Source organism: Streptomyces sp. NPDC047917, from assembly GCF_043204345.1.
In the GTDB taxonomy this organism is placed as follows: Bacteria; Actinomycetota; Actinomycetes; order Streptomycetales; family Streptomycetaceae; genus Streptomyces; species Streptomyces sanglieri.
The window spans coordinates 1-25,748 of the sequence record NZ_JBIDCA010000024.1 but is presented as its reverse complement, the minus strand read 5'-3'; the positions used below and the strand labels follow the sequence as shown (position 1 = coordinate 25,748).

The window sequence follows — 25,748 nt, the reverse complement described above, 5'->3', positions numbered from 1 at the left end:
GTCAATGCTTCCGGGGTGATAACTGAGTTATCAGTCGTCGGGGCGGGCTGGGGAGTCCCGGTCGAGACGCCGTGGATGGAGGCTTGCCCCGACCGGCTCACCATCACCCGTGGCGACGTGATCGTGCACCAGGGACGTCACGCGCCGGCCCGCCCCGACACCGCCGAACCGCGGCTCACCACCGCAGCCGGGCCGGACGGCGCGATCGGCTGGGCCGTCGTCCACGAACGCGAGTACACCCCCGCCGGGATGAGCGCACTGGAGCAGAGGATCCTCGCCCGAGGCGCGGAAATCGCCGCTCGCTACGACCAGGAACAGCAGCGGTAAACGCTATGGGCTGGTATTTACGCTGTCGGCGCGGCGCCGGTTCCGAGGGTCCGGCGCGGGGACGGGGGCACTGCCGGGCGGGAGCCGAGTACGCCTCGGGCGCGTAGTTCGTCGAGGTCGGACAGGCGCTCTCCGGGGAGAGCGTCGAGCAGGTCGGCCTGGGCGGCGCGGATGTGGTGCGCGGGAGCCTGGGGGCCGGAGCCAAGAGCGCGGCGGGCGGTCACGCTGGTGAGTTTCCGGGTGAGCCGGGGTAAGGCTTGCCTTGCTTTCCAGTCGAGTCACCCCTAAAGTCCTCAGAGGACCTGAGGACTTTAGGGGTGACCATGACAGACCTTCATGACCTGACACTGACCGAACAAGCCGCGGCGATCCGCGGCCGCGCCGTCTCGCCGACCGAGCTGGTCGACCACCACCTGCGCCGGATCGAGGAGACGAACAGCGAACTGGGTGCCTATCGCACCATCGACGCGCCCGGCGCCCGGCGGGCCGCCGCCGCCGTCGAGGCCCGGCTGGCCGCCGCAGGGGATGGCGACGACGAAGGCTCGCTGCCGCTGCTCGGGGTGCCGCTCTCGGTGAAGGACACCTGGCCAGTCGCCGGACTGTTGTTCACGGCGGGCTCTGCAGCCTTCGACGACCGGACGGCCCCGGCCGACGCCACCGTCGTGGGCGCCGTGCGGGCGGCCGGCGCCGTCCTGCTGGGTACCACCACCGCCGCTGAGTTCGGCTGCTCCGCCTACACCGAGACAGCCTTCGCCACCGCACGCTGCCCGTACGACCTCACCCGCGGCGCGGGCGGCTCCAGCGGCGGGGCCGCCGCCTCGGTGGCCGCCGGACTGGCCGCCGGGGCCCTGGGCAGCGACGGCGGCGGCTCGGTCCGGATCCCGGCCGCGGCCTGCGGAGTCGTCGGCCTCAAACCGAGCCGGGGGCGGGTGACACCCGCCCCCGCGACGGACGCGTTGGGGCTGGCCACCGCCGGACCACTCGCCAGGACGGTGGCGGACACCGCCCTGCTGCTGGATGCCATGGCCGGCAGCACCCCGGGCGACGCCGCCGCCCTGCCCGCCCCGCCCCCCGGCCACTTCCGGGCCTGCGTCGAACGGGAACCCGGCCCCCTGAGGATCGGGGCGCTGCCGCCGACCGCCGCTCAGCACCCCGAGGCCGCACTGGCCTGCCGTCGCACCGCCGACCTCCTCGCCGGACTTGGCCACCATGTGGAGGAGGCCCCGCCGTACGACCCCGCCGAGTACCTGGCGGACTTCACCGTGCTGTGGAGCGTGCTGGCCGCCGCGGTGCCGGTGCCCCCCGAGCGGGAGGAACGTCTGCTGCCGCTCACCCGCTGGCTGCGGGCCCGGGGCGGCGAGCACGGCGCGGTACGGCTGTACGCGGCGATGGCGTCGCTGTCCGCCACCGCCCGCGCCCTCTGCCGCCGCTACGCGGGGTTCGACGCCGTGCTGAGCCCGACCACGGACCAACCGCCGCTGCCCGTCGGCTCATCGGTCGACCCCGCCGATCCGGAACGCACCTACCTCCGGATGCTCGCCCACACCCCGCGCACCCCCCTGGCGAACCTCACCGGGCAGCCGTCGATCAGCCTGCCGCTGCACCGGACACCGGACGGTCTGCCGGTCGGTGTGATGCTGACCGGCAGGCTCCACCGGGAGGACGTCCTGCTCTCCCTCGGCGCCCAACTGGAACGGGCCCGGCCCTGGCCGCACCACGCCGCCCGGCCGGTGACGAAGCGGCCCGGGCGGAGGGCGCGGTGAAGCGCGGCCAGCTGGTCTTCCTGACCGGCACCCACGTCGTCAACGATCTGTACCAGGGCGCGGTCCCGGCACTGCTGCCGTTCCTGATGGCCGAACGGCACTACAGCTACACCGCCGTCTCGGGCATCGCACTGGCTGCCAGCGGCCTGTCCAGCGTGGTCCAGCCGCTGTTCGGCCTGCTGGTGGACCGCCGCCACCGCGGCTGGCTCATCCCGGCCGGCTTCCTCACCGCTGCGGGCGGGCTCACCTGCGCGGGACTGGCCGACAGCTACCTGATCACCTGGCTCTGCGTCGCCCTTGCCGGGATCGGCATCGCCGCCTACCACCCGCCCGCCACCAACCAGGCCCGGGCCGCGGGCGGACAGTCCCAGCGGGCGATGAGCCTGTTCTCGGTCGGCGGAACGCTGGGCGCCTCACTGGCGCCCGCACTGGTCACCCTCGTGGTCGGCTCGTTCGGCCTGACGGGCAGTTGGCTGCTGGCCATACCCGCCCTGGTGGCCGCAACACTCTGGGCCGCGCAGGGCCCCTGGCTGCGGCGACGGGGACACACACCGGCGGTCCCGCCGGCCGTGCGGGGTGCGGTGGTGAGCGGGCACCGGGACGACTGGCGGGCGTTCGGACGCCTGGCCGCGGCCACCGTCGGCTGGTCGGTGCCGTACGTGACGGTCACCTCGATGCTCGCGCTGCACATCCAGCGCGATCTGCACGCCTCGGCGGGCGTGGGCGCCACGGCGCTCACCCTCCTCACCCTGGCCGGGGCGGCCGGCACCCTCCTCGGGGGCTGGCTGGGCGACCGGTACGGGCGACTCGCGCCGATCCGTGCCGGCTACCTGCTGGCCGTCCCTGCACTTGCCGCGGTGGCGTTCGCTCCGTCCACGGGCGTGGCCGTGGCGGGCGCGGTGCTGTTCGGGCTGACCATGTTCCTGCCGTTCGCCCCCCAGGTGACGCTGGCCCAGGACTACCTGCCCACCCGGCCCGGCACCGCCAGCGGGCTGACCCTGGGGCTCGCCATGTCGGTGGGCGGACTGGCCGCACCGGCGCTCGGCCGGCTGGCCGACGTGTACGGACTGCGCACGGTGCTCGCGCTGTTGGTCGGCCTGCTGCTGGTCGCGCTCGCCTGCGCGCTCCGCCTGCGCGACCGGGTGCTGCCGGTGCCGGTGCCGATGGAGCCGCTGCCCGAACCGGCCCGGAAGCCGGTGAGCTGAAGAAGGCCCCCGGCTGTACGCGAGCCGGACAGGTCCACGGTCCGGCAGGCTTACTACCGGACCGGCCCCGGAGCGCGGTCCTGGGACCTGTAAAGTCGTCCCATGACTGTTCGACCGGTACGCCATCGCTCGCTGGTCGAGGAGGCCGTCGCCGAGCTCCGCCGACTGATCGGCACCGGCGAGTGGCCGGTCGGCTCTAGACTCCCGGGCGAGGTGGAGCTGAGCCGACTGCTCGGCGTCGGCCGGACCACCTCGCGCGAGGCGGTCCGGGTACTGATCGCCGATGGTCAACTGCGCGCCCGACACGGCTCGGGCACCTACGTCGCCGCGACCTCCCCCGTCTCCGATCTCGACCGGGAACTACGCCGCTCGGCGGTCTTCGACGTGTACGAGGTCCGCGCGGCGCTGGAGGTGGAAGCGGGCCGGCTGGCCGCGCGGCGACGCACACCGGAGGACGTGACCGCGCTGCGGGAGGCGCTGGCCACCCGAGACGCGGCCACCGACCTGGCCGCGCTCGTCGAGGCAGATCTGGACCTGCACCGCCGGGTGGTGCTGGCCGCGCGCAACCCGGTGCTCATCCGGCTCTTCGACTCGTTCGTCGACGCCCTGCGCGCGGCGGCCGCGCATCTGCTGGCCGACACCGACCTGCACGACGGCAAGGAACAGCACGCGATCGACCACGCGCACCATGCGCTGGTCGAGGCGATCGCCGCCGGGGATCCGGACACCGCCGTCAAGGCGACCCGCAGCAATCTGGACCGCACCTTGGACAGGTTGCGCGTCGGGGGCGTGGGACCACGCTGAGCGCGGCCCCACAGCGACCGGCACTCCCACCCCCGCCCAACCACCAGGCCAACTGTCGGCCCTCGCGGGCAAGGAACCGGATCTGCCGATCTCGCGCTTGATCTCGTCATCAAGAGCGAACACCCCACGCCGTGGTACGGGTTCTGCCCGGCCCGACTCCTTCGCGTCCGCGAGCCAGCGCCACACCGTACGGACATGGACTCCCGTCGTCTCGGCAGCGATACGGACATGCACCGTCTGCAGCGTGCCTGCCTCATCCAGAACGAGAAGACGCCGTACCACCACAGACCGCATCAGCGCCCGGTCCCGCGACCGAGGAACAGCAGTCGGCCTCTCATATCCCGCCGAGGCCAATGACAGCGGGGGCGGTAACGGCAATGGCGGCGATGTTTCAGCGGTCATACCCGCCAGCACACACCCCCTGCCCCGATCAAGGACACAGGAATGTTCATCCTCGTGTCAGCCAGGCCACGAGCGTGCTAGGCAGAATCCTCACTCCATGACAGCGAAATAGTCATCCCACGACAGCCATGACTCGACAACATCCAACGAGAACGCGCTGTTCAGCAAGCCACCCGCACCATCAAAACCCGCTGTCACCCAACCCGCTGACACCACCCCGACCCATCACAGACGCCCAGGTGCCCTTGTGGCTCCGGTTGTCCGACACCTGCACGTGGTGGCGGGCGGCTACACCTGGGTCGACCTCGTGACGGTCATCCTCAACGCCGAAGCGGTCTGACGTGGTGGCCCGTCGTGCTCGGGCGTCTGCTGGCTACCGGCGCAGGCGCGAGAGCAGGCCGGGCCGACCGGGCGCCTTCGGATCGGCATCCGGCACGGCGGTCTCGGGAGGCTGCGCGCCGCCGGTGTCGCCGAAGACGGTGTGTCGCACGGCATCCCAGTCTTCGCAGCGCCACCAGTCGAACAGACGGGCGCTGCCGATCACCGGGACGGTCAGCGCGTCGGCGAACGCACGGTCGGTGTAGACCTCGACGTCCCGCTGCGCGGGTTGGAGCTTGATCTGGTGGTTGACCACCAGGACGCCGCCGTCAACAGGCTCGGTCCCGTTCAGACCGGGCCAGGTGTTCAGGTGCTTGAGCAGTTTGTCGGGCAGGCTGTGCGGTGGCCGGTTGTTCGCCGACTTCACCTCGACCAGGAATCGGCGGCCGCCGTACTCGGCCAGCAGGTCCGCCGACTTGGTGCCGTACACGTCGTCGAGGCGGGTCACCGTGGCGCCGGCTGCCTTGAGGACGTCGTGCACCGCGTCCTCCAGCGGACGGCCGGTGCCGAACAGCAGGCCGTCGCGCAGCGGATCGGCCACGGCCCGCAGCACGGCGAGTTGCTGTTGCAACTCGGTCCGCCGCCGCTCGTGGGCACGCTGCTCCTCGGCGATCGCCTCGACCAGCCGGGCTTCGGCGTCGGTGGCGAGCGCCGGGTCGCGCACCAGGGTCGAGCGGGCGCGGGTCAGCGCGCCGGGCACGTACGCGGGCAGCGCGTGGTGCCGCATGATCTGCAGCCGGTGGTACTGCGCGACGAGCTCATCGAACTGCGTGGCTTGTCCGGTTGCCCGTAAACACGGTCGCGCCGGGCCGTACCCTGTTGCTACAAGAAGGGCATGGGAATCTGGACCGACGCTTTCATCGCGCCCCCGGAGCCGACTCTCCTGCGGTCGGAGGCGTTCGGCCGGCTCGCGGTCGAGCTGGCGCGCGAGCGTGTGGTCCGGGCCCCGTGGGGGCTCCTTGCGGGGCGGCTGTGCGTCAACGCGAGTCTCAACTGGGGCAGCGTCAGCGGGCAGGCCCGCTGGGACCGGCCTCCCGTCGGTACGGTGCTGCGGACCGAGGAGTATCCGTGGGACACACCGGACCTTGACGACGATCCGCCGCCGTGGGGCCCTTCGCACGAGGAGGCCCGCCTGCTCGCCTGCGGCGAGAAGGTGCTCGACATACTGCCGGCGCTGCGGGCCGCCCCGTACGGCGACGAGGACATCGCGGTCGTGTTCGCCCACATGGACTTCGGCAACCGGGCGATCACCGACTACTTCCGGTACGAGGACGGACGCACGACGCTGGCCTGTTTCGCCCTGGCGCGCCGGCAGAACCGGCCGCTGTCCGCCCACGACTGCGGGGACATGGACGACGGGCCGGTGCTCGCGGTGCGGACCTGCGTGGTCCACACTTTCAAGCACGCGCTGGGCCGCCTCGGCCTGGACGGCGGCCCACTACCGGCGCTTGCCTCCGTCACTTCCCGCTACTTCGGACCGGACCAGGTCAGCGGCAAGACCTGGGGCTGAACCCGCCTGACGCCCTCCCCCGGGCCCGCGGTGTCACGTGAGGCTGAAGAAGAGGGTGTCCTGTGTGTACCCGGTGGCTTTCTGCTTCGCGTACGACCATTCCTCGTGCTCGAATGCGAGTCTCTCCATGAGCTCCTGGACATCGGCCCAGAAGTCCGGGGCCCATGCGGGTCGTCCGATGACGCTGTGGTGTTGGGTGTGTGCCGTCCTCGGCGTGGTCAGAGCTGTGGCCTTGCCGCGCATGAGTTAAGGGTGGGTGATGGCCGGGTCATGCCTCCTGGAGCACTTCACAGGGGCAGTGGCGGAATTCCAGACCGAGTTCGTGGTCCACGGCTGCGCTCGAACGTGTGGCGGCTTCGGCGACCTTCTCCCAGGAGCCGTACTTCAAGTAGAGCTGGTCCGCCGTCGGGCCGAGCGGGTTGCCGTACTTCTTCTGGTTGCGTTCCTCAAGTTCCGCGACCTGTTCCGGGGTCATCCCGGCGCGGACGATATCCTTGGCCTCGTTGCGCATCTGGCCCAGTGTGCGGGCGATGTCCTCCTCCGAGCGCCCGTCTGCGCGCATGGCGCATTCCTTGCGCTCCATGTCTTCGAGGAGTTGGTGATACTGCATCCGCTGGTTGCGGGCGACCTCTCGTTCCTCAGGAGTCTCGCTCCGGATCAGGCACACGACCGGCTCCGGGCTGGTGCAGTCACCGTGGTCCGGGGGTGTCTGGGAAACGGGGGCGATGATGACCGAACCGCAGCCGGCGAACGACCGGCACGGGTGTGCCATGTGCTCGGCAGCAGAGGCGGGCTGGAGGGGGAGGAAAGCGGCTTGGGCGGCCAGCAGCGTGGGTACCACGCGGCGGGCCAGCGAGCGCAGGCTGGTCAGTGACATGTGCCCATCGTCGGGCGGACCACAACGAAGCCGAAGCATGCGACGCCGAAATGCCCCCCTGCGGGTGGCCGACTCCACTCCGCCGAGTGAAGCGACGGAGCCAGGACGCTCCAGTCCAATTGCATACCCGGCGACCGCGGTTCCCGAGAGCGCCACGGCCGAGTCTTATCGGCGCAGACGTGTTCGTCTGGCGGGCGTTCCCTGCCGTCGGTGTCCTTCGTCTTCCCTCGGAAGAAGCGGGCGTACTTCTCCAGTCTGTCGGCGAGTTCCTCGGCGGTCTCGTGGCAGTTGTCGGCCTCGCGGGCATCTGCAATGGCTCATGGCACACCACGAGGCCGCCCCCTTCGCCCACTCCTCAGCCAGAATCCCCGTCCAAGACGGCATCGCCCACCTCAAGAACTGGAGAGCCCTCGCCCGGCATCACACCCGACGAGACAGCCTGCCCGACCGTGTCCGCCGCCACAGCGCGAACACGGCCATGGCGACCAGCAAATACGCGGGTACGAGGAGCTCCGCCCCCGGCGTCGCCTCCACGGACCACCCCGCACCGCGCCGGTCGCCCTCGAACACAACCCGGTTGACGGTGAGGAAGGTCAGATGCGCGCCGATGCCGGCCCACAGGGGAGCGTGCCGCACCGCCGTTCGGGCCGCGACGAGCATCAGGCCGAACACGGTGAGCAGAATCAGGTAGTCGGCCGCATTCTGCCCTCCGGGCGCGAGACCGACGGGCCCTGCCTCGCCACCGACGAGGCGCGCCGCGCCTGCCTCCACCACCGTCGAGACACCGGGTACGACCAGGAACACGGCCGTCGTCCCGAGCGCCGATGCCACCCCGCCGAACCGGCTCCGCAACGACGTCCATGTATGGCCGCGCAGCGTCGTCTCCTCGGGCAGCGCCTCAAGGAGCAGAGCGATCACGACGTTCGTCACGATGTACCCGGCGAGCATGGGCAGGTCAGGGCGCGACCAGTGCAGCATCCCGGCGGTTGTCCCGGCACCGAGCACCAGCGCCGCGGCCCCCGCCGTCACACCCACCCCGACGAGCAGGGCCCGCAGACTCGGGCCCGCACCGCCGAACCCGATGTCCGCGAGCGAGCCGCGCCGCCGACGCAGCGCGAACACGACGAGCGGCATGGCCACCACGCTGACGAGCACGGCAGGCACCAGGCGGGCCGCGAACCCGGTCATCCCGGCGGCGTCGGCGACCACCGGGCCCACCGCGGTCCCGGCCCCCAGCGCCACGGCCATGATGAGACCGCCGCCCAGGGCTCGACCCAGGACCCTGGAGAGGGAGAGAGGGGGAGCAGGGCAGTGGCCGGACGAGTCGGGGCGAGGGTCGGTCATGGCTCTCTCCTTGCTGAACACCCGGTCGCACCAGGGGTATTCACCATCCTCGGCGTCCATGCGATCACCGGGGTCGTAGCGGCGGATGAGATGCCGATACATCTTTCGATGCAGGAGCTGCGGCGCTTCGGCTCACGCGGCGGTGCCTGCCGCGGGCCGTGGTGGACCACATGCATGCCATGCGAGAACTCAACGTCGGCCGATGGTCGCGCAGGGCCCGGCAAGCACTGCGGAGGGTAGGGGATTCATGCCGGTGACAGGCTGCAGATTCAGACGGCGGTCCTTGGCAGTGCTGAGTCGAAGGTGCCGCTGGTACTGCCCCTGGAGGCGATCGAGGTGGATGCTTTCCGCTGCCGGCACGAAGCCGATACGTTCTGGTGCGGGCTGTTGCTCGGGGGCTGCGGCCGGCAGGTGAACATCCCTTTCGTGCGACCCTGACGTGCTGGGTCCGGTGGGCAGCTGGACGCACCCGCGTGCAGCTGGCTGTGACGGAACACCAGAGCCCCGGCGCAACCGTCCCGTCCCGGGTAGTTCCCTTCCGGGACGGGACGAAGGGGCCGCCGTATCCCTATCGCCTTGCCGGTGAAGGGGACGCTGGGTCATGGTCGTTCTCCAGCTACGTGCTCGTCGGAGGGGCGAAGAAGGCGCTGATCGAGCTCACGGACTTCTGTCGTCCCCGCGAGGAGAAGGCGTATCCCGAGCACGGCTGTTCAGCCACCAGCTGCGTTGGCATCGCAACGGCAGCATCGAGGAGTGAGAGCATCATGAGCGTCAACTATTACGCTTTCGGCCCGTTCGTCGGTGGCCGGCCAGACGGCGAGGGCTTGCACATCGGCCAGTCCGTCGCCGCACAGCGGTTTCTTTTCCGCGCCCACTCCGATCAAGGCCTCACCACCCTGGGCGATTGGCTCGCTTTCATCGACCGCCCTGGTGTGACCATCCGCAACGAGTACGGCCGCAAAGTCACCGCGCGGGAAATGCAGGAGACGATGACCGCCTCCACCGACCGTCAGGGCGCGCCGCTTCGGCCTCGTTTCCTCCACGGCAGCGAGGACCGGTACCTCACTTCTGGGGGACATGCCTTCTGCCGGCACGAATTCTTCTGAACGGCCTGCTGAGCCGGAGTTGCCCGGCGCCAGGGCACAGCGGGCAACCGAGACCCTCGTGCACGAGAAGACTGGCGGCACGGGATGGGGCGCAGCACGGATGTGGCGCGGAGCGAGTCGGCTCCGCACCATGACCATCCTGCCGGCCGTAGCGAAGTCAGGCCGGTTCGTGGGGATCGGAAGCGGACCAGTCGATCTGTCTGATGAGCCAGGAGGCTCGGACGCCCCGCGCACGAGCCGCCCGCAGATCAGCCCTGACGGCCACGTACCCCGACCTCCGATGCGTGCGGCCGGTGCGATGGTGGCGTCGTGACCGGGGCCGTCGGCTGCGGCTGTCACCGAGGCGGGGCCGAGGACGTCGCCGGTGGTGACCGTGAGGTTCGGGTGCTGCTCGATGAGCTTCTTTGTGTCACGGACTTACAAGTCATCTCGGGCCGTTGCTGTGGCATCTCGTCGACGACTCGGTCATGGACGTAGCTGTAGAACTCGTCGAGGGTGATGTCGCCGTCGAGAAGAAAGAAGGACCGGGCGGTCGGGACTGCTCATGCGGGGCTGTCGGTGCTGGTCTGGTTCGGCGTGGTAGCCGCCACGATGCGCTCGGAGGTCCCGGGCCCGTTCTCCGGGGCGTCCTGCGGGCGGACCGCACACGTCTGATCCCACACTGCCCGCATCGTGCCGGGCTCGACCCGGGCTCCGCGTATCGCCATGGCGGTGAGGCTGTCCGCGCCCTCCGGCCGGAGAAGGGGCGATGCCGAAGTCCCAGCTGAAGGGCCTGGTGGTGTGGTGGAGCCACAGGCCCTGGCGCTGGTCGTCGCGAACGACTCCACGCGGCCTGTGACTCTGCGCCTTCCGATAGCCTCGAGGGACATGACTTCAAACCGTTCCTCCCACCGGATGCCGCTGGACGCTCTGGAATCACTGTGCGAATCTGCCATCCGGTCCGCAGGCGGATCCCCAGAGACGGCCGCAGTTCTCGCGTCAGCGACCGTTGCCGCCGAGCGCCGAGGCAGGCGTGAAGTGGGAGCGGCGCATCTGCTCGACTACCTCTCCGCTCTCCGATACGGACGTCTGAACGGCGTGGCCCGGCCTCGCGTCGCCTCGGCTCGGGCCGCCGTCGTCACCGTCGACGCCGACTGCGGCACCGCGCAGCTCGCGTTCGACCACGCCCTCGGAGCCCTTGTCGAGCGGGCTCGCACCAGCGGTGTGGCCATTCTCGCCATGTATAACTCCTTCAGCGCCGGAGAGCTCGGTCACTACACATCGTGCGTCGCCGAGAAGGGGTTGATCGCCCTGGCATGCGCCAACTCGCCGGCGCTCATGGCCGTGTACGGCGCGCGCGTGGCAATCACGGGTACCAATCCACTCTCGTGCGCGCTGCCTCACCCGTCGGGTCCGCGGATGTTCGATCAGGCAACGAGCGCGACCGCCTGGGTGACCGTCCGCGACGCGGCGATGCGAGGCGAGGCCATTCCGGACGGCTGGGCGCTCGACGCCGATGGCAACCCGACCTGCGACGCACGCGCCGCCCTGAGCGGCGCGCTCCTGCCGTTCGGAGGTGTCAAGGGTGCCAACATCGCGCTCATGGTCGAGATGCTGGCCGCCGTGGCCGGCGGATCGTTCTCACAGGATGCGGCGCCCTTCGACTCCGGAACCCGGTCCCCGCGCCTAGGTTTGTTCGTCGCGGCAATCGACCCGACCGCATTCGACACCTCGTACACACAGCGAGCGGAGGATCATCTGAGTCGACTCGCCTCCGAGTACGGCGCGGACTTCGGCCGCCGGAAGACGCCCATCACCGAGGTCGAAATCCCCGACGACGTCTACCGAGCGCTCATGACGCCCTGACCGAGGATCGCGAAGATGCCCGCGCCCACCCGACCGAATCGCTGCCGGCTCACCGGCGACGAGCTCTGCCACGGAGCACCGGCACCTGAGGGATCGATACATCCCGCACCTCCCGTGGGCCGGCGACTCGCCGCGGCCGGCCGGCGATGAACCCGGCGGTGGCATCGGCTTCGAGGTGAGGTCACCACCGGGCGGGCGCGGCCCCACATGAGAGTAGACGGCCCTGTCACCGCCCCGGCCCCCACCCGGCCGGAGCACATGACCGGGTGCGGTAGCAAGCTGCACAGGAGTTCGGCAGCAGCGGGCTCATCGTGACTGCGCCCGTGGCTGGGGTAAGCACGCATGCATCAGCTCCGCCGGGCGGTGAACCACTGCTGCTCGTACGGTCGGGCGTGAGTGCCCTGACAGGACGGTGCTCCCGGGACGGCCCTGCGGCCACTTCGCACGTTCCGCAGGGCCAGCCCATCTTCCAGATGTGACCACCTGCCAGCCCGGCAGCCGACGCCCGCAGCCCGTTCCGGAGCCAGATTGACCCTCGACCTTGTGCAGGGCCCAGAGTGCCGGGTGTGGAGAACGACATGCGCAGCATTGGCGAGATGGCCCGCGACAGCGGCCTGGGCGTGAGTGCCCTGCGGTTCTACGACCGTGCCGGTGTGCTGGTCCCGGCCTGGGTGGATCCGGTGAGCGGATACCGCTGGTACGAACCCGAGCAGCTCGAAGAGGCCCGGGTGCTCGCCCGCTTGCGCCGGGCCGGGGTGCCGCTGGCGGACATCCGGCTGGTGCTGGCCAGCTGGTCCGGCGCGGACACCTACCTGGTCCGGAAGCTGCTCAAGGCACACCTGCGCCGCATCGAACAAGGGCTGTCCGATGCCCGCAGCGAGTTCTCCGCGCTCCAGGCACTACTCGATCACAGGGAGAACGTCATGACTTCGCTCCGCATCGCCACCGTCCGGCTGTCCATCGCCGCGCCCGAGCTGGCAGCCGCGCTGGACGCGGTCCGTTTCGCGGCGAGCACCGACCCGGAACTGCCCATGCTCGGCGGGGTCCTGTTCGACATCGAGGGGGAGAGTCTCCACGTCGTGGCCACCGACCGGTACCGAATGGCTGTCGCGCAGGTCGGCGTCGCCGGACACGACGGGAGCCGAGTGCAGGTCATCGTGCCCGCCCCGCTCGTCGACGCGATGCGGGCGCTGTCGGACGGCGAGGGACCCGTGCGGCTGTGCGTCGACGGTGGCCGCGTGACTCTGGAGGCCGGGGACAGGCAGGCGGCCGGTCAGTGCCTTGACCACGACTTCCCCGACTACCGTCGTCTCCTGCCGACGGCCGGCGGACGTCGCGCCCTTGTCGAGGTGGCGGCCTTCCGGGAGGCCCTGGAGACCGGTCCTGTCCGTGCCGGCGAGGCGGGAGCGCCCGACCTCAGCGTGCTCAGGGTGGAGGACGGCGGCATGGTGACCCTCTGCGCGGACAGCGACGACGGCCCGAACCGCGTCGCGGTCAACCGTGAGTTCCTGCTGAACGCGCTGGCCGCCGGAGCGCGGGACCGACTGTTTCTGGAGCTCGGGGCCCCCACGGCGCCGATCGCGATCCGCCGGCCCGACGACGAGGGCACCTTCTCGATCCTGATGCCGGTCCGCCTGGAGAACTGACTGTACGTTCGCCCTGATCCGGCCCGCCCCGGACAATCGGAGGCAGCCGGATCGGGGTGCTGGTGCTGAGGAACCCAGGGAATCCGTCACAGCAGCTGGGCCTCGGCGTGTGACGCCACCAGCACGAGGGGCGAGGATATCGGCCGACGAGATAGGGGCAGATCGATGTCGCCCGGCTGCGTCGCGCCCTGGCCGGGATGCCGCTGCCGAGGGCGGCGGACGGTCGGCTGGTGCTGGCGGTGGACGTCTCGCCGTGGCTGAGGCCGGAAGCCAGCACGTGTGCTGACCGGGCCTTTTGCCACACGTTCGGCCGGGGTGAGGGCAAGCACCAAATGGTGCCCGGCTGGCCGTACTCGGTGGTGGCCGCGCTGGAGACCGGCCGCACGTCCTGAACGGCGGTGCTGGACGTGGTCCGCCTGGAGCCCGGCGCCGACGTCGCCGCGGTGACCTCAGCGCAGGTTCGAGAGGTCGTCGAGCGACTGGTCACCGCCGCCCAGTGGCGGCCGGGCGACCCGCAGGTCCTGGTCGTGCTGGACGCCGGATACGACGCTCCGCGCATCGCCCACCTGCTCGCGGGGCTGCCAGTCGAGATCGTCGGGGGGCTCCGTTCGGACCGCGTGATGCGGCGGCCGACACCGCCGCGGGTCTACGACCCCAAGGGTGGCCGGCCGCCCAAGCACGGAGGCGAGTTCGTCTTCGGCGACCCCGCCACCTGGAGTGTCGAGCAGGCCGTGACGGACACGGCCACCCGGCTCTATGGGAAGGCGACCGCGCAGGCGTGGGACCGGCTGCACCCGCGCCTGACCCGCCGGGCCGCATGGCTCGACCACGACGGCCCGCTGCCCATCATCGAGGGCACCATCATCCGCCTGGTCGTGGAGAAGCTGCCCAGCGGCGGGGTCAACAAGCCGGTATGGCTGTGGTGGTCGGGCACCGGCGCCACCGAAGCGGACGTCGACCGCTGCTGGCAGTCCTTCCTCCGGCGCTTCGACATCGAGCGCACCTTTCGCCTGTTCAAGCAGACGCTCGGTTGGACCAAGCCCCGGCTCCGCAGCTCGGAGGCGGCCGACCGGTGGACGTGGTTGGTGATCGCCGCCTTCGCCCAGCTCCGGCTCGTCCGCCCACTGACCACCGACCTCCGGAGGCCTTGGGAGAGGCCGGCCGAACCGAACAGACTGACACCAGCCCGCGTCCGCAGGGGGTTCAGAAACCTGCACGCGAAGACCGGTTCTCCAGCCGGTGCACCGAAACCGTCCCGGCCCGGGCCAGGTCGGCCCCCGGGTTCGAAGAACCGCCGCCCAGCCACTCGTCATGATGTGGGCAGAGTGCTCGCCACCGGCGAGGCATACAGCCGACCCGCCCACCACAAGGTCGGCACCAAACCCCGCAGGACAGGCTGACAAGCGACTTCGAGGATCAGCACACTGAGCGCATGCGATACGAGGAGAAGGCGAAGCTCACCACCGCAAGGGCCCTGGTCCCCGTGGCCATCCTTGTCGCCTCGCCAGTGCTGCTGATAGCCGGAGCGCCGGTCCGTCGCCGATATCTCCGCTACGTCTACCGGGATGAAGCCCCACTGATCCTGGACAAGAAGCAAGGCCGAATCAGCGTCCACTGGTTCGTGGTCACCAACCCTCTTCTCGAATGGCTCTGCTGGCCCACGGAGTCACTCGCTCGACTCACTTCACGCCGAGGTTAAACGGCAAGTTAAGAAGCTGTTTCTGAACTGACGATGCTGTGGCACGCCTGCGTGTGCGTTCTCTATCGTGAAGCCGTGCCCACCGAACCAGTCCCAGGTCAGCCCGTGCGCGGATACCTCATCACTCCCAACGGGCGGCGCCTCTCTTATCTCGACTTCGGGCCCGCAGGGGGGCGGCCCTTGCTTGGGTTACACGGACACCTTGGCGAAGGAGCTGACTTCGCAGAGCTCGCCCGCGCCCTGAGCCCCGACGGGTGGCGGGTGGTCGCACTGGATCAGCGAGGGCACGGGGACTCCGACCGGGCGAAGCAGTACGACCGGAACGGATACCTCGACGATCTGAGTCTTCTGCTCACCTACCTGGGCCTTGACCATCAGCCCCTGCCCGTTCTTGGGCACTCCCTCGGTGCCATCAACGCCTACTACCTGGCCGCAGCCCAACCTGACGCTGTAAGCGCCCTGATCAACATTGACGGGCCTGCACACCTGCCAGTCGTGGACCCCGCACCGCTGTCCGTTCTGCTCGGCCTTCCGTACTCCGCCCCCACACGCGAGGAACTCCTCTCCGCCTGCGGCTCCCTGACACCCTTGCTGGAAAACGGACTGCGACCGCACCAAGACGGGTGGCGGCTCGGCTCTCACCCTGCGGACATGGTCGACTCCGACACCCGCGTGCTCGGCGACCACTGGAACCAATGGCTGAGCTCCCACTGCCCCGCGCTGCTCCTGCACGGCACGGCCAGCACTGTGCTGCCCACCGCACAGGCCCGCGAGATGGCATCTCGACGCCCCGGCACCACCCTGATCGAACTGAACGCCGACCACTGGCCCCATCTACGGAGGCCGAAGGAGTCAGCGATTGCAATCCGCCGATTCCTCGACTCCATTCTTGGCGGCCGGTGCAGAGGGACCTGGCCGGCCGCCATCACGTCTGAACCTGGGCCGGGCAACCGCCGCTTGGCACGCATACGGGTGGAGCTGGACCGAGCCCGTTAGCGGAGCTGGCGCCGTTCGTCTGACGGTGCCGCAGATGGGGACTGAAGAACTGCACGCGCTTCGGCGACGAACCGCTTATGTAGGTCCTGTTGGCGCACCGTCCACTGAGCTCGCTCCTGCGTCACCGAGTCCCGTTCATTCGGTCTTCTGTTCCAGAAGCTCGTGCGAACATGCATGATGGTCAGGCGTAGATCCCCGGCGGTTCGTTCCACCGCATCCGGGCCAACGATGGACAGCCTCGTTATGGCTCGCTGCATTGCCAGATCAGCTTCGTCTACCGGCCTCCACAGTTCACGTACGGCTGGGGCGTCCATCCCCTGGTAGCCCAGTGCCCAGGCCTCGAACACCGGGCCGAGAGCGTCGGCAGCGCGGTCGAACGCTGCCAGCAATGCCGTGTAGGCGTCTTGGCGCTGTTGTCTCAGCCAGTGACCGTGTTCTGCTGCGGCTTGCTTGGTGACTTGTTCAAGGACTGCTGCCGCGGCGCGTTCTGCGCCGACCCGGGCGGATCGTCCGGTGTACCAACCGCTGATGACGGCTCCGCCGAAGGCGGCCACGCCGGCTATCAGTGCTGCCAGTCCCTGATCCACCTGATCCATTCGGGCATCATGCCGCACCCCACTGACACAGCGGGGCCGGGGCACTTCGTTGCCGACGCTTGGTTGTTGTCTGGTCACCGGCCTGCTGATCGCCGCGTACTGCCGGCGCACCGGCATGTCCATGGACTGTCCACGCCTTCCAGCCGCCGCCGGCAACGCGGGCTTGCCCAGGGTCGCCGGCGGAAGGCCGCCCGGGTCAGGTGCGCAGGCGTGAGAACCAGCCGCCGGCCTTCTGCCCAGGGATCTGTTCCTCCTGCTCCTGGTGCTCGTTCTCGGCCTGACTCCCGGCCCGGACGGCCCGGTCCTCGCATCCGTCGCACAGCGTCGGATGCCACCGCGGCCCCGGCGTCGGGTGTGCCTGGGCCGCCTTCCAGCGGTCGTCGGTCAGCTTCGTGCCGCAGCCGGCGCACGCCGGACGGCGCGCTTCCCGCTCCGCCTTCTGGCGCTCGGCCGCACGGCGCAGCTGCTCCTTGTACGCGCGATCGATCCTGTGGCTTTGTTCACGAGTAGTGCCGTCAGCTGTTCACGGGTTTGGGAGGCACCCAGATCCACGGTCGGGTGATGTTCACGAGTTTTGGCAGCGCTGAGGTACTTGCCAGGGCAGCATCGGGATGCTCCTGGTGAAGGTCCTGGTCATGCCGCAGACGTCCAAGGTCGAGCTGTACGCGGCGCCCGGCGTGATCACCGTGCTGGCATGAAGATGCGCGAGCTTGAGCGCAAGTACAACGTGTCGTGGCGGACGGTCAAGAAGGCCGTGGACTCCGTCTGGCCGCAGCCGCGGAAGAAGCTGCCGCCGCGGCCGACTGCGCTGGATCCGTACAAGCCGGTGATCGACGAGATGCTGCGGACGGACATCGACGCGCCGCGCAAACAGCGGCATACGATCACGCGGATCTTCCACCGGCTCGTCCAGGAGCACGGCGCCGATGTGTCCTACCAGATGGTCCGACGTTACGTCTCCGGCCGGAAGCCGGAGATCCTCGCGGCCTCGGGCAAAGTCCCGGTGGAAGCGTTCGTGCCGCAAACCCACCTGCCGGGCCACGAGGCGGAGGTCGACTTCGGCGACGTGACCGTGCGCCTCGCCGGCGAGCTGGTGACCTGCTACCTGTTCTCGCTCCGCATGTCCTACTCGGGCAAAGCCGTTCACCGGGTCTTCGCCTCCTGCGGCCAGGAAGCCTTCTTCGAAGGGCACGTACACGCGCTCCGCACGCTGGGCGGTGTCCCTCGGAGCAAGATCCGCTACGACAACCTGAAGTCGGCAGTTGCCCAGGTGCTCGGCCTGAACAGGGCCCGGGTGGAGACCGACCGGTGGATCGCCTTCCGCTCGCACTTCAACATCGAGAGCTTCTACTGCCGCCCCGGCATCGAAGGTGCCCACGAGAAGGGCGGCGTCGAAGGGATGATCGGCTACTTCCGCCGCAACCACTTCACCCCGGTCCCGGAAGTCGACTCCCTCGCCGAGCTGAACGAGATGGTCGACCAGTGGGACCTGCACGACGGGCACCGCCGGATCGGTTCGCGGGCTCGGACCGTCGACGAGTACTTCGCCGTCGAGCAGCCGCTGCTGATGCCGCTGCCGGAGGAGCCGTTCGAAACCGGCTGACTGTTCACGCCATGTGTCGACCGCTACAGCCAGATCGCCGTCCGCACCAACCGCTGCTCGGTCCCGACCCGCCTCATCGGCAAACGGGTGCGCGTCGTCCTGCACGCCTCTCACCTGGTGGTTTACGACAAGAACGTCGAAGTAGCCCGGCACGAGAGGCTGATCGCGAAGGGCAGCTGCCGCCTGGACCTGGACCACTACCTCGAAGCCCTCATCCGCAAGCCCGGCGCTTTCCCCGGTGCCACGGCCCTGGAACAGGCCCGCTCCGCGGGCAAGTTCACCCCGGTCCACGACGCCTGGTGGGCCCAGGCCCGCAAAGTCCACGGCGAGCGGGACGGCACCCGGGCACTGATCGAGGTCCTGCTGCTGAACCGGCATCTCGCCCACGAGCATGTCGTCGCGGGCCTGGCCACCGCGTTGCGGGCCGGCGCGCTGACCGCCGACGCGGTCGCTCTGGAGGCCCGCAAAGCCGCCCAGACCGAGGACGAGCCGACCGGCAACGCATCCATCCTGGTGGGCTCCGGGCAGACGCCAGCAACTGTCACGTCGCTGCACGAGTGGCGACTTGCGCACCTTCCGCCGGACACCAGGCCGCTGCCGTCGGTGACCCCCTATGACCAACTGCTCCGACGCCGCCGCACCAGTGGCAGCGACCACCATGAGGGAGAAGCACAGTGACCACCCTGCCCCGCCAGCGAGGCTTGACCGAGCAGGCCGCCGACGCCGCGATCGACACCGCCTGCCGCCTGCTGCGGCTGCCCTCGATCCGGCACGAGTTCAACGACATCGCAGACCGAGCGGTCAAGGACCAGATGACCTACTGCGGCTTCCTCGCCGAACTGCTGATGGCCGAGTGCGACGACCGAGCCCGACGCCGTTCGGAACGGCGGATCAAAGCAGCCGGTTTCCCGCGGGGGAAGTCACTGCGGGCGTTCGACTTCGAGGCCAATCCGAACATCGACGCGGCGACCATCCACACCCTCGCCAGCTGCGAATGGATCAAGAAGAGCCAGCCGCTCTGCCTGATCGGCGACTCCGGCACCGGCAAGTCCCACATGCTCATCGCCCTGGACACCGAGGCCGCCATGAAGGGCTACCGCGTCCGCTACACCCTCGCCACGAAGCTGGTGAACGAGCTGGTCGAGGCCGCAGACGAGAAGCAGCTGAACAAGACAATCGCCCGCTACGGCCGCGTCGATCTTCTCTGCATCGATGAACTTGGCTACATGGAACTCGACCGCCACGGCGCCGAACTGCTTTTCCAAGTGCTGACCGAACGCGAGGAGAAGAACAGCGTCGCCATCGCCTCCAACGAGTCCTTCGGCGGCTGGACCAAAACCTTCACAGACCCCCGCCTCTGCGCAGCCATCGTCGACCGCCTCACCTTCAACGGCACCATCATCGAAACCGGCAAGGACTCCTACCGCCTCGCCAGCACACGAGCCCGAGCCGAAGAACCCGCTTGATGGTTCTGAACGGCCCCTTCCATAGTTGCAGTCTGTAACCAGGCAGGACGCTATCTACCGGAAGGCACGCACTCATGCGCACTCTTTACGTCGTCACCCATCCGGAGGCGACACACCACGTCGAGGGAGTCGTCGGCGGGTGGCATGACTCGCAGCTGACGCCCGCCGGCGTCCTTGCGGCGGTCTCCATCGCCCAGGCGTTGCGGGCCCAGATCCCGGACGGCGCCGAGGTGGAGCTGTTCTCCTCGGATCTGCAGCGCACCCGGCGGACTGCCGATGAGGTGGCCGAGCTGTTCGGCGTGAAGCCGGTCCTGGATCGCAGGCTGCGGGAGAAGTCCTACGGCGAGGCGGGAGGAAGGCCGCAGGAGTGGCTCGACCGGCGCTTCATCCCACCGCCGGCTGTCGGGGAGCGAATGGACCACGACGAGGGCGTGCAAGGTGCAGAGACCAAGGCAGTGTGGGCACAACGCGTTTACGCAGCCATGGACGAGATCCTGCGGAACCCTTGCGAACACCAGATCATCGTGACGCACGGTGGCTCATTGACGTGCGTCGTGGCGTCCTGGATCAAGATGCCGATCGGGTCAGCCGGCTATGCCAGTTTCCGGGCGCCCTCCGGGAGCATCACCACACTGCGCGAAGACGACTTCTTCCGCAACCGCCAAGTCGTCAGCCTCGGTGACACCCGTCATCTCGACTCCGCCACATCTGGCTGACCTCAACCTGGCCCGCTTCGACGGCCCGCCGCCCTCACGGGCGGCGGGCCGTCCATGCGCTGACGTTATTTCTCGTGAACATTCCCGAGCCCGGCGACGTCCGTCTGCTGCCCAAAGTGTCGGACAAACGCTGCTGCTAAAAGTGAACGGAGCCAGGCGGCTGAGCCGGCTCTCTCACCGCCAAGTCATTGGCTCGGCTTGCACTGGCCGTTGTGCACGGTTGTCAGCAGACTGTCAGCACGAACCATCGGTGCCTGGAAGGCGAGAACCCTTGCTTCTTACGACTGTCAGTGTCGTCATCTGCCTATGGCTGTTCCTCTTTGCGTGGGCCGGCTGGCGGCGGCGCAGGCATGGCGGCGGCGGAGCATCCGCTGCTGAGGCCTGGGGCGAGCTCTTCCATCCGTCACAGCGGCATGTGCAACAGGAGCGGGAACGCCAACTTGTCCTCCGGGACGACGCCGAATCCGGTGCACCTCCCAGCTCGGTTGACCTCGACTCCGGCAAGGCGGTTATCCGCCCCGCGCAGAGCGCCACGAGCAGGTACGACGCGCCCTAACGGTTCGGCACGTCGTACCTGCTCATGCACGGCTGCCAGGAGTTTTGGGGTTCCTCCAGCCCTGCGCATCCACGGACCGGCAGAAGCCGGTCATGTTGCCGGACCGCTGCCCCCGCACCAGCACGCTATGTCCGCGCGCCTTGGCGGCCGATCAGCGGCGAGTTGGTCTGCTTGCCGACTACCTCCGTAGGCGCATGAGCTCGGAGCGTATTTCTACTCCAGCAGCTTTTTCCTGGTGCAGTAACTTGCCAACGCCCCCTGGGAATGACCAGCTGCCGCAGAGCAGGACAACCGGAGGATTTTCCATGCCCCGAGAGGCGCCGTACCTTGCAGTAGCCGACGTGCTGCGCGCGCGGATTCTCGCCGGGGAATGGGAGATCGGGGAGCGCCTGCCGTCCCGGGCTCGGCTTGCCGTGGAGTACGGGGTCGGACGCAACGTCATACAGAGGGCCATGGACCGTTTGATCATCGAAGGTCTCCTTGAAGGGCGCGCCGGCTCGGGCACCTACGTCCGCAGGCCGCGAGAGCGCCTCCGGCTGGTCCGCTCGCGGCACCGCGAACGCCGGGAGGGCTCTCCTCCCTGGCAGGACAGGAGGGAGCGGGGCAGGGCCGACGCCTGGGATTCACACAGCCAAGTGCGCGTCCCCGCCCCCGAGCCAATCGCCGAGCGGCTCGCCATCAGTCCCGGGGACCTCTGTGTCAATACGCGTTACGAGTTCCTCGCCGACGGGCAGCCTGTCCAGCTTTCCGAATCCTGGGAGCCGATGGCTATCACGGATGGTACGCCGATTGTGCTGCCCGAAAAGGGTCCCCTGGCGGGTAAGGGGGTGGTCGAGCGCATGCGTTCCATTGGCGTGGTCATCTCGACTGTGGTCGAGGTGCCGCGCCCGGCCCGTGCCACCCAGGCGCAGGCGAACCTTCTGGGGATCAGCGTGGGGGACCTCGTGCTGCAGATCGAGCGGATCATCTTCGACTCGGACAGACGTCCGGTGGAAACGGCCGACATGGTCATTCCGGACATGCGCCGGGAAGTGGTCTACGAGTTCGGAGTCGACCGTCCGTAGTCATTGAAGCCATTTAGCATCGACAATTCGACAGTAGGGTATTCCATGGCAAAATCCTCCCGGCTCGGCCTCTTGCGCAATCGGGACTTCGGGCGATTGTTTGCTGCCACTGCGCTCGGTCAATTGGGCGACCGCATCATCTTTCTGGCCTTGCCTCTTGTTGCCATCGCGGCATTACGTGCCGACGAGTTCCAGGTGGGCATACTGACCGCGATGACTTCGGCAGGATCGCTCCTGGTCGGGTTGCCGGCGGGCGCGTGGGTGGACCGCATGCGGAAGCGATCGGTGATGATCGGCACCGATCTCGCTCGCGCGCTGTTCCTCTCGACGATTCCGGTGGCTTGGTGGGCGGGTCTTCTCACCATCTGGTGGCTCTATGCAGTCGCCTTGATTCATGGAGTGTTGACTGTTTTCTTCGATGTTGCATACGTCAGCTATCTCCCGCACTTGGTGGGACGCGGCCATCTCGTGGAAGGAAACTCGAAACTGTCGGCCATACGCTCGGTGACCAGTATCAGCGGGCCGACGGTGGCGGGGCCGCTGGTCGGCCTGGTTGGAGCTCCTGTAACGCTTTTGGTGAGTTCGGCCGGGATGGCCATGTCGGGGCTGCTCGCGATTACCATCAGGAAACGCGAAGAGCAGCCTGAGCTGGGTGAGCATCCTAAATTGTCTCGCGAGATCAAGGAGGGGCTGAAGTTCGTCGTCAAGTACCCTACCCTCCGTGCGATCGTGCTGGGGGATGCAATATTCAACCTCTTCCTGGTCATGTATCAGAGCATGTTGCTGGTCTTTTTGGAGCGGGAGATTGGTCTCCAGTCCTTTGGCATCGGCCTCATTTTCTCGGGGATGGGGTGTGGTGCCTTGCTGGGCGCACTGTTGGCAACCAGGGTCTCCAAGCGGGTCGGGCAAGGTCCGGTCATCTGGCTGGCGTCGCTGGTTACCTGTCCGTTGACCGTGCTCATGCCGTTGGCGCGAGCGGGTTGGAGCGTGTATGTGGCTGCGATCGGACTCGCGGCTCTGTCACTGGGTGGAGTCGTCCGCGTGGTGGCTCAGTCAAGCTTCCAGCAGGCCCTGACGCCGGATCGGCTTCTGGGTCGGATGAGCGCAACGGCTCGGTTCGTTTCCTGGGGTGGCATTCCTGTTGGTGGGCTTTTGGGTGGAGCCTCGGGCTCTGTGTTCGGAGCGGCAGGCACTTTGTGGATCGGTGCAGCGGGTATGACGCTGAGTGTCCTTCCCAACTTCCTGTCACCGCTTCGGACAATGCGCGCGTTGCCGACGGAGAAGGCCCCCGAGTTCGCGCGTTGGGGTGTCGCTGATGGCTGACGAACAAGCGCGTACGACCTGTAGGGCCAAGGGTCTTCACTCAGAAATGAAGTGGGTGCGGTCTAAGGGCTGTCCCGCAATTCCTGGTGGAACAGCGTGCGGCGTCAGATGCGGTGCATCGCAAGGCGGAGGGACGTCCACATACTGGATGTATGTGGATGTTCCGACAACGCGGCGAGGTGCCGTAGTTGTCGTCGCACGCCCGCCAGGAATTGCGGGACAGCCCTTAGGGGGATGATCGCGGGGCTCCGGGCGGCCAAGTTATTTGAGCCATCAAACGGCGACAAGCCATACCCGGAGCCTCTGGGCTTCCCCGATCCTACGAATGATCAGATCCGACCCGCTTGAAAGGTAGGACAACCTCTGGCGGGAGGCCGGCTCCTGCTGGAGCTCATTGGCGATGTACTCGCCCTCTCCGGGGACGTCCTGTGGGCGGTGGACATCAACCACGGCGGCGCGGCTCTGCTGCACAAGACGCGCCGGCAAGCCGAACCCGCAAAGAAGACCGGAGCCGACGGCGAGTTCGAGGAGAACGAGATGAACTCTCCCTGGTACGCCATGACCACCCGGGAGATCAACCCCATGCACACCCAGAATGGCTACGCCCGCCAAGCCCTCGCCATCGCCACGGCCCGCCTCAGCCACCAGGCCCTCACCTGGTCCGACCGCACCCGCTACGCCACCCCCTCCACTGCGCCCAGCAGATGGATCTTGACCATCCCCAGTACCGCAGGTCCGCGCCCCAGGACGACCCCGAGCAGCAGCAGATCATCGCCGAAGCGAGCAACGGATAGTGGGGCTGCGCTCGGTGGCAAGCTACCGGGTGGTGCGACAGCCGGAATCCGCACGACTGATCACTCCCAGCCCACCGCGGCCAGATCAGGGAGGGTTTCCGTGAGTCGGTCCAGCCTCGTGTAGAGGGCCCGTACGAGGCGAGCACGGTTCTGGACGCAGCGGGCGGTGCCCTGAGCAGGGCGGACAGGCGGCCGTCGGCTTCGCGGAGGACGACTTCGGCGGGGTGTGGGGCTGGGTTCTACCGTGAGGGGATGGCACGTGCACGGAACGAGGCGTTCGTCGCCTGGATGGAGCGCGAGGGGTGGTCGGCGCCGGCGCTCGCGAAGGAGCTGGACGCCGTCGTACGGCAGCTGACGCAGAGCACCGGGCCGGGGCGGGAGCTGTCGGAGATCACGGTGCACAAGTGGCGTTCGGGTGAGACTTCCTGGCCGCAGGAGAAGTACCGGATCGCGCTGGAGCAGGTCAGCGGACTGGTGGTGACGGTCTTAGGGTTCGCTCCGCCCGATCGTCGCAAGAAGAAGCCCGCGCCCGTGGAGGATGAGGATCCTGTGCACCGCCGTTCCTTTCTCGCGCTGACGACCGGCTCGGCAGGCGCCGCGGTTCTCGGCCCGCCGGCGGCAGGGGTCGGCAGCGGTGACGTGCTGCGGCTGCGGCAGCAGTTGGACACGCTCATGGCGCTGGACAATTCGCGGGGCGGCCACGACACCCTGGAACGGGCCGCGCTCGCCGGCGCTCAGGAGGCCGTCGCGCTCCAGGAGAAGCCGGCCACCCAGCGCACCCGGCAGCGGCTCTTCTCCCTCGCGGCCGACTACACCGCGACCGCGGCCTGGTCGTGCGTGGACGCCCGTGAGAGCGGTCGTGCCCAGCCTCTGCACGAGCGGGCCCTGCAGTTGGCCGGGCTGGCGCAGGATCCGGTCGCGACGGTGCGGGTGTGGAACTCGGTGGCGATCCTGGCCCACCAGCGCGGCGCTCACGCCGAGTCCCTCGCGGCCGGCCAGGCCGCCCGGGCCACGGCCGTAACCCGCCGCGACCCGCTGTTCGCCAGCCTCGCGCACGCGCGGACCGCCATCGCCCACGCCCACCTCGGCGACCACCGGCCCGCCCTGCGCTCCCTCGAACACGCCGAGAGGGCGCTCGCCAAGGCCGACTTGGCCCGTCCGCGGCCTACCTGGATCGCGTTCTACGGCCGGGCCGAGCTCCACGCCATCACCTCGATCGTCCACGACCGCCTCGGCAACTTCCCCGCCGCCGAGGCCGCCTCCCACCACGCGCTCACGGCCCTGCCCCAGGTATTCGCCCGCAACAGGGCGTTCGCCACCGCCCGGCTCGCGCTCGCCCAGCTCCACCAGGGCGACCTCGACCAGGCGGCCGCCACCACTATCGGCATCTTCCCCCTCCTGGGCGATGCCACCCTGCCCGGGCGGCTGCGGACCCTGCTCGGTGACTTCTACCGCGACCTGATCACCACCGCACCGAACGCGCCTGTCACCCGGGAGTGGGCCGACCGCTACCGCACCACCTGGAGCCGCACATGAGCGCCATCAGCCGCTACGGCCATACGGATCTGCCCGCGATCCGGCAGATACTCCTCGACGTCCACGCCGACGCCTACGCCACCGAGATGGACGACCCCTTCCACCAGACGGAGAAGTTCGCCTGGTTCGTCGACCACTGGGGCGATCGGCCCTCCTTCGACTGCGTCATCGCCTTCGACGCCGGCCAGCCCG

24 protein-coding genes and 4 pseudogenes are annotated in these 25,748 nt (G+C 68.8%); 20 read left to right on the top strand and 8 right to left on the bottom strand.

What is annotated here, in order from left to right; translation table 11 throughout:
• The first annotated feature begins 75 nt into the window (after positions 1-75).
• Positions 76-327, top strand: coding sequence for a hypothetical protein (locus tag ACGF8B_RS40100; RefSeq protein WP_392747638.1), 252 nt, complete (start codon positions 76-78; stop codon positions 325-327).
• Positions 328-344: 17 nt separating this feature from the next.
• Here ACGF8B_RS40100 and ACGF8B_RS40095 read toward each other — a convergent pair whose 3' ends face one another.
• Positions 345-551, bottom strand: a complete 207-nt coding sequence (locus tag ACGF8B_RS40095; RefSeq protein ID WP_392747636.1) for a hypothetical protein — start codon at positions 549-551, stop codon at positions 345-347.
• Positions 552-650: 99 nt separating this feature from the next.
• On the opposite strand from ACGF8B_RS40095, the gene ACGF8B_RS40090 reads away from it, so the two are divergent.
• From ACGF8B_RS40090 to ACGF8B_RS40080, 3 genes are all read left to right on the top strand, one after another.
• A complete protein-coding gene (locus tag ACGF8B_RS40090; RefSeq protein ID WP_392747634.1) occupies positions 651-2,090 on the top strand; it encodes an amidase in 1,440 nt (479 codons plus the stop codon).
• Entirely contained in the window at positions 2,087-3,295 is a 1,209-nt protein-coding gene (locus tag ACGF8B_RS40085) for an MFS transporter (RefSeq protein WP_392747632.1), read from the top strand. The genes ACGF8B_RS40090 and ACGF8B_RS40085 overlap by 4 nt, the downstream gene beginning before the upstream one ends.
• A 102-nt stretch (positions 3,296-3,397) precedes the next feature.
• Positions 3,398-4,099 carry a FadR/GntR family transcriptional regulator gene (locus ACGF8B_RS40080; protein ID WP_392747630.1) on the top strand — a complete coding sequence of 234 codons (702 nt, stop codon included), beginning with the start codon at positions 3,398-3,400 and terminating at the stop codon, positions 4,097-4,099.
• A 775-nt stretch (positions 4,100-4,874) separates the two neighbouring features.
• On the opposite strand, the gene ACGF8B_RS40075 is transcribed toward ACGF8B_RS40080, so the two are convergent.
• Entirely contained in the window at positions 4,875-5,606 is a 732-nt protein-coding gene (locus tag ACGF8B_RS40075) for a hypothetical protein (RefSeq protein WP_392747628.1), read from the bottom strand.
• Positions 5,607-5,714: 108 nt separating this feature from the next.
• Here ACGF8B_RS40075 and ACGF8B_RS40070 point away from each other — a divergent pair, with 108 nt between their 5' ends.
• Positions 5,715-6,389 carry a hypothetical protein gene (locus ACGF8B_RS40070; RefSeq protein ID WP_392747627.1) on the top strand — a complete coding sequence of 225 codons (675 nt, stop codon included), beginning with the start codon at positions 5,715-5,717 and terminating at the stop codon, positions 6,387-6,389.
• Between the two features lie 268 nt (positions 6,390-6,657).
• Here the strand turns inward: ACGF8B_RS40070 and ACGF8B_RS40065 are convergent, their stop codons facing one another.
• On the bottom strand, positions 6,658-7,266 hold the full coding sequence (locus ACGF8B_RS40065) for a hypothetical protein (protein ID WP_392747625.1): 609 nt from the start codon (positions 7,264-7,266) through the stop codon (positions 6,658-6,660).
• 420 nt (positions 7,267-7,686) lie between these two features.
• Positions 7,687-8,610: a type II CAAX prenyl endopeptidase Rce1 family protein gene (locus ACGF8B_RS40060; protein WP_392747623.1), complete on the bottom strand. Its 924-nt coding sequence runs from the start codon at positions 8,608-8,610 to the stop codon at positions 7,687-7,689.
• 764 nt (positions 8,611-9,374) lie between these two features.
• Here ACGF8B_RS40060 and ACGF8B_RS40055 point away from each other — a divergent pair.
• Positions 9,375-9,716, top strand: a complete 342-nt coding sequence (locus tag ACGF8B_RS40055; RefSeq protein ID WP_392747621.1) for a hypothetical protein — start codon at positions 9,375-9,377, stop codon at positions 9,714-9,716.
• Between the two features lie 542 nt (positions 9,717-10,258).
• On the opposite strand, the gene ACGF8B_RS40050 is transcribed toward ACGF8B_RS40055, so the two are convergent.
• On the bottom strand, positions 10,259-10,423 hold the full coding sequence (locus ACGF8B_RS40050) for a hypothetical protein (protein WP_392747620.1): 165 nt from the start codon (positions 10,421-10,423) through the stop codon (positions 10,259-10,261).
• A 160-nt stretch (positions 10,424-10,583) separates the two neighbouring features.
• Between ACGF8B_RS40050 and ACGF8B_RS40045 the strand changes: the two genes are divergently transcribed.
• The 5 genes and pseudogenes from ACGF8B_RS40045 to ACGF8B_RS40025 all read left to right on the top strand — a co-directional run bounded on the left by ACGF8B_RS40045 (position 10,584) and on the right by ACGF8B_RS40025 (position 15,902).
• On the top strand, positions 10,584-11,561 hold the full coding sequence (locus ACGF8B_RS40045) for an Ldh family oxidoreductase (RefSeq protein ID WP_392747619.1): 978 nt from the start codon (positions 10,584-10,586) through the stop codon (positions 11,559-11,561).
• Positions 11,562-12,139: 578 nt separating this feature from the next.
• Complete coding sequence (locus ACGF8B_RS40040) at positions 12,140-13,207, top strand: MerR family transcriptional regulator (protein WP_392747618.1); 1,068 nt, start codon at positions 12,140-12,142, stop codon at positions 13,205-13,207.
• Between the two features lie 155 nt (positions 13,208-13,362).
• A pseudogene (locus ACGF8B_RS40035) lies at positions 13,363-14,607 on the top strand (NF041680 family putative transposase); the annotation flags it as partial.
• A 32-nt stretch (positions 14,608-14,639) separates the two neighbouring features.
• Positions 14,640-14,906, top strand: a complete 267-nt coding sequence (locus ACGF8B_RS40030) for a hypothetical protein (RefSeq protein WP_392747616.1) — start codon at positions 14,640-14,642, stop codon at positions 14,904-14,906.
• A 33-nt stretch (positions 14,907-14,939) separates the two neighbouring features.
• Positions 14,940-15,902, top strand: a complete 963-nt coding sequence (locus tag ACGF8B_RS40025) for an alpha/beta fold hydrolase (protein WP_392747614.1) — start codon at positions 14,940-14,942, stop codon at positions 15,900-15,902.
• Here the strand turns inward: ACGF8B_RS40025 and ACGF8B_RS40020 are convergent.
• Positions 15,899-16,621: a hypothetical protein gene (locus ACGF8B_RS40020; protein ID WP_392747612.1), complete on the bottom strand. Its 723-nt coding sequence runs from the start codon at positions 16,619-16,621 to the stop codon at positions 15,899-15,901. The genes ACGF8B_RS40025 and ACGF8B_RS40020 overlap by 4 nt on opposite strands.
• A gap of 571 nt (positions 16,622-17,192) precedes the next feature.
• Between ACGF8B_RS40020 and istA the strand changes: the two are divergent.
• The 6 genes and pseudogenes from istA (at position 17,193) to ACGF8B_RS39990 (ending at position 23,226) form a co-directional block, all read left to right on the top strand.
• Positions 17,193-18,779: pseudogene (gene istA, locus ACGF8B_RS40015) on the top strand (IS21 family transposase).
• Positions 18,776-19,567: an IS21-like element helper ATPase IstB gene (istB, locus tag ACGF8B_RS40010; RefSeq protein WP_392747610.1), complete on the top strand. Its 792-nt coding sequence runs from the start codon at positions 18,776-18,778 to the stop codon at positions 19,565-19,567. Before istA ends, istB begins: the two are co-directional and overlap by 4 nt.
• Positions 19,568-19,641: 74 nt before the next feature.
• Positions 19,642-20,283 carry a histidine phosphatase family protein gene (locus ACGF8B_RS40005; protein WP_392747608.1) on the top strand — a complete coding sequence of 214 codons (642 nt, stop codon included), beginning with the start codon at positions 19,642-19,644 and terminating at the stop codon, positions 20,281-20,283.
• Complete coding sequence (locus ACGF8B_RS40000) at positions 20,246-20,839, top strand: DUF6191 domain-containing protein (protein ID WP_392747607.1); 594 nt, start codon at positions 20,246-20,248, stop codon at positions 20,837-20,839. Before ACGF8B_RS40005 ends, ACGF8B_RS40000 begins: the two co-directional genes overlap by 38 nt.
• A gap of 305 nt (positions 20,840-21,144) precedes the next feature.
• Positions 21,145-21,903: a GntR family transcriptional regulator gene (locus ACGF8B_RS39995; RefSeq protein WP_392747606.1), complete on the top strand. Its 759-nt coding sequence runs from the start codon at positions 21,145-21,147 to the stop codon at positions 21,901-21,903.
• A gap of 45 nt (positions 21,904-21,948) precedes the next feature.
• Positions 21,949-23,226: an MFS transporter gene (locus ACGF8B_RS39990; protein ID WP_392747605.1), complete on the top strand. Its 1,278-nt coding sequence runs from the start codon at positions 21,949-21,951 to the stop codon at positions 23,224-23,226.
• Positions 23,227-23,499: 273 nt separating this feature from the next.
• On the opposite strand, the gene ACGF8B_RS39985 is transcribed toward ACGF8B_RS39990, so the two are convergent.
• Positions 23,500-23,871 carry a hypothetical protein gene (locus ACGF8B_RS39985; protein WP_392747702.1) on the bottom strand — a complete coding sequence of 124 codons (372 nt, stop codon included), beginning with the start codon at positions 23,869-23,871 and terminating at the stop codon, positions 23,500-23,502.
• Here ACGF8B_RS39985 and ACGF8B_RS39980 point away from each other — a divergent pair.
• Positions 23,764-24,144 carry an RNaseH domain-containing protein gene (locus tag ACGF8B_RS39980; RefSeq protein WP_392747696.1) on the top strand — a complete coding sequence of 127 codons (381 nt, stop codon included), beginning with the start codon at positions 23,764-23,766 and terminating at the stop codon, positions 24,142-24,144. The genes ACGF8B_RS39985 and ACGF8B_RS39980 overlap by 108 nt on opposite strands.
• On the opposite strand, the pseudogene ACGF8B_RS39975 reads toward ACGF8B_RS39980, so the two are convergent.
• Positions 24,081-24,241: pseudogene (locus tag ACGF8B_RS39975) on the bottom strand (restriction endonuclease); the annotation flags it as partial. The gene ACGF8B_RS39980 and the pseudogene ACGF8B_RS39975 sit on opposite strands and share 64 nt — an antisense overlap.
• A gap of 31 nt (positions 24,242-24,272) precedes the next feature.
• Here ACGF8B_RS39975 and ACGF8B_RS39970 point away from each other — a divergent pair.
• Both ACGF8B_RS39970 and ACGF8B_RS39965 read left to right on the top strand, forming a co-directional pair.
• Complete coding sequence (locus tag ACGF8B_RS39970) at positions 24,273-25,556, top strand: XRE family transcriptional regulator (RefSeq protein ID WP_392747604.1); 1,284 nt, start codon at positions 24,273-24,275, stop codon at positions 25,554-25,556.
• Positions 25,553-25,748, top strand: a pseudogene (locus ACGF8B_RS39965) (GNAT family N-acetyltransferase); the annotation flags it as partial. The gene ACGF8B_RS39970 and the pseudogene ACGF8B_RS39965, both read left to right, overlap by 4 nt.